The organism is Micromonospora sp. M51, from assembly GCF_018070305.1.
Classification (GTDB): Bacteria; Actinomycetota; Actinomycetes; order Mycobacteriales; family Micromonosporaceae; genus Micromonospora; species Micromonospora parva.
Map to the genome: position 1 here is coordinate 1 of NZ_JAGPXZ010000647.1, position 3592 is coordinate 3592.

At 71.2% G+C, this 3592-nt stretch carries 4 protein-coding genes; all 4 read left to right on the forward strand.

Annotated features, from left to right (window positions below; all coding sequences use genetic code 11):
• Window positions 1-847, forward strand: an 847-nt coding sequence (locus tag KBX53_RS26260) for a hypothetical protein (protein ID WP_210862197.1), incomplete at its 5' end; no start/stop codon positions are given.
• A gap of 197 nt (window positions 848-1044) precedes the next feature.
• Entirely contained in the window at window positions 1045-2703 is a 1659-nt protein-coding gene (locus tag KBX53_RS26265) for a sodium:solute symporter family protein (protein WP_210862199.1), read from the forward strand.
• 16 nt (window positions 2704-2719) lie between these two features.
• The gene (locus KBX53_RS26270) at window positions 2720-3028 is read left to right on the forward strand and encodes a hypothetical protein (protein ID WP_030333261.1); all 309 of its coding nucleotides are present in this window, start codon (window positions 2720-2722) and stop codon (window positions 3026-3028) included.
• 118 nt (window positions 3029-3146) lie between these two features.
• Window positions 3147-3533, forward strand: coding sequence for a hypothetical protein (locus KBX53_RS26275; protein ID WP_030333260.1), 387 nt, complete (start codon window positions 3147-3149; stop codon window positions 3531-3533).
• Window positions 3534-3592 lie beyond the last annotated feature (59 nt).

A 3592-nucleotide genomic window follows, 5' to 3' on the forward strand; every position in this document is an offset into this window, starting at 1 on the left:
GGCCGACGACGAGCTGACCGACGACTCCGACCCACGCCACCGACGCGACGACCGGTCCACCGACGAGGGCGGTTTCCACGAGCCGGGGCCGCTGCCGACCACGGTCGGCGCCACCACTGTCGCCGACGCGGTGGCCGCCTCCGCGCTGGCCAGCCCGCGCCCGCAGGACCCGCCGGCCCCCCGGGCCGAGCGGACCGCCCAGCCGGGCGACGGCGCCGAGGATGGCGAGCGGGAGGGTCTGCGCGCCGACCCGACCGCCGAGCTGCACCGCCGCGACTCGGACGTCGACGTCGACAGCACCGACGTCGACAACCGCAGCGACGTCGACGACCGCGCCGACGCGGACACGTCAGCGCGGACCGTCGTCCCGCCGGGGAGCACGAACGGCGACCCCGAGCGACGCGGCGATCTGACCGGCGATCGGGAGGCCGCCGCGGCGGGCGCGGCCGGCTACGGCCGCGCCACACCGGAGATGGTCGACCCGGACGCGGACGGCGACCCGGTCCCCGGCGACGACACCAGCCCCACGCTGGCGGCCGCCGGAACATCCCGACCCGCCGGGTCGACTGTCGCGGCCGGGCCGGCCACGCTCCTCGAACCGGACACCGCGCAGAGCTTCCGGGACCGTTGGCGGGACGTGCAGCTGCGTTTCGTCGACGACCCGAAGGCGGCTGCCGGCGAGGCGCAGTCGCTGGTGGAGGAGGCCATCCAGGCCCTCTCCTCGGCACTGGCCGCGCAGAAGACCACGCTGGGCGGGTGGCAGGACGCCGGCTCGGCCGACACCGAGCAGCTGCGCATGGCGGTCCGCAACTACCGGGACTTCCTGGACCGCGTCCTCGGTCGCTGACCCACCCCGCAGACAGGCGGCGCCCCGGCCCTGACGGCCGGGGCGCCCTCTTGCGCGCGCTGGTCGGCGCCCGGGCGCCCCCAGACCGCCCGACCGGGGTGGAACAGGACGGTTCCCACCTCCAGGCGTGAAACCGCGCAGGCGGGGTAATAGGGCGCGCGGCAACCAGCGCGGACGTCGGGACGAGGGGTGGCGGGATGGACGGCGACGGTCTCCGGCTCAACATGAACGGCCTGGACTACCTGATTCTGGCGCTGTACTTCGTCACCGTCCTCGGGGTCGGCTTCGCCGCCCGACGGGCCATCCGGACCAGCGTCGACTTCTTCCTCTCCGGCCGCTCCCTGCCGGCCTGGGTGACCGGTCTCGCCTTCGTCTCGGCGAACCTGGGCGCGTTGGAGATCATCGGAATGGCCGCGAACGGGGCCCAGTACGGCGTGATGACGGTCCACTACTACTGGATCGGCGCGGTCCCGGCGATGGTCTTCCTGGGCATCGTGATGATGCCCTTCTACTACGGCTCCAAGGTCCGCAGCGTCCCGGAATACCTGCGGCTGCGATTCAACCGCCCCACCCACCTGCTCAACGCGCTCAGCTTCGCCGTCGCCCAGGTGCTGATCGCCGGCGTGAACCTCTACGCGCTGGCCCTCGTCATGCAGGCGCTGCTCGGCTGGCCGCTCTGGACGGCGATCGTGGTCGGGGCGGCGATCGTCCTGGCGTACATCACCATCGGCGGCCTGTCCGGGGCGATCTACAACGAGGTGCTCCAGTTCTTCGTCATCCTCGCCGGCCTCATTCCGGTCACGGTGATCGGCCTGGTCAAGGTCGGCGGGTGGAACGGCCTCATGGACGCGGTCGCCGACACCAAACTCGGAGAGGCGGGCCTGCACGCGTGGCAGGACACCGGCAGCACGGCCAACCCGCTCGGCGCGCACTGGATCGGCATCGTCTTCGGCCTCGGCTTCGTGCTCTCGTTCGGCTACTGGACGACGAACTTCGCCGAGGTGCAGCGTGCCCTTTCGGCGAAGAACATGAGCGCCGCCCGGCGTACGCCGATCATCGCCGCATACCCGAAGCTGTTCATTCCCCTGGTCACGGTCATCCCCGGCCTGGTGGCCCTGGTCACCGTGAAGGGCCTCGGCGCGGAGAGCGGCGACCTCCAGTACAACAACGCCATCCCGCTGCTGATGCGCGACCTGCTCCCCAACGGCGTGCTCGGGGTGGCGGTCACCGGCCTGCTCGCCTCGTTCATGGCGGGCATGGCGGCCAACGTGAGCGGCTTCAACACCGTCTTCACCTACGACATCTGGCAGGCGTACATCCGCCGGGACCGCTCGGACGAGTACTACCTGCGGGTCGGCCGGTGGGCGACGGTCGCCGCCGTGGTGATCGGGATCGGCACCGCGTTCATCGCGGCCGGTTTCAGCAACATCATGAACTACATCCAGGCGCTCTTCTCCGTCTTCAACGCGCCGCTGTTCGCCACCTTCATCATCGGCATGTTCTGGAAGCGGATGACCGCCCTGGCCGGCTTCTGGTCACTGCTGCTGGGCACCCTGGTGTCGCTGAGCCTCTACCTGCTCTACAAGGGCGGTGTGGTCGATTTCAACTCCGACCTGGAGGAGAGCTTCTGGGGCGCCGGTCTGGCGTTCGTCACCGCGGTGGTGGTCGCGGCGATCATCACCCCGCTCACCTCGCCCAAGCGCGACGAGGAACTGCGCGGGCTGGTGTACGGCATGGGCGGCGTCGACCTGAAGGGCGACGTGCTCGCCGGGGACGCCGTCTGGTACCGCTCCCCGGTGCTGCTCGGTCTGATCGCGGTCGCGCTGGCCGCCCTCTTCTACATCCCGGTCTTCTGAGGAAAGGGGTCGGCAGATGAGCAACGACGGCCAGCCGGCACAGGACCCGCTGATCGACGAGACGCAGGAGGAGCAGCGGCGCTCCGCCGCGGCCCGGCTGTTCGACATCCGCCGGGTGATCGGTGGTCTCTTCGTCGCGTACGGGATCATCGTGACGCTGATCGGCATCTTCGACAGCCGGGCCGAGATCGACAAGGCAGAGGGCGTCCGGATCAACCTGTGGGCCGGGCTGGCGATGCTCGTCTTCGGCCTGCTCATGCTGCTCTGGCAGTGGTTGCGCCCGGCGGAGCCGCCGACCCCCAACGAGCACCAGCCCGGGGCCTGACCCGCCGCCCCCACCGAGCACCAGCCCGGCGCCTGACGGCCGGGCCGCCCGGCATGAGCCCGACACGAAGGGGTACGTGAGGAAATCAGGCACCGTGTCGGACACAGGAGGCAGCACGATGACCGATCGCGATCGCCAACCGCCGTTGGAGGACAGCCCCGAGGTGGCCTCGGCGGTGGATGATGACGCCACCGTGCCGCAACTGCGGACCGGAGGTGGCCCCGACCGGGACACGCCGAGCTTCGCCGAACCCCGCAACCGACCAGACGATCTGGCACCGGACACCGACGATCTGATCGGCGATCCGTACGCTGCCGGCACCGGGGCGACCGGGACGGGCACCGGCGCTGGCGGGGACAACATCCGCACCGGCGGCGAACAGCAGTGGGAGCCGGAGGACCTGGTGATGGCCCGCGGCCAGGACCTGACGCCGGAGAACCTGGACAGGGCCCGCCGTGACCTGGCTGAGCAGGGTCGGGCGGCGATCGAACGCACGGTGCCCTGACCGGGGCGAGGGGGGTCCCCGACCCGACCTGTGACGGTCGGGCCGGGGACCCGGGGGGA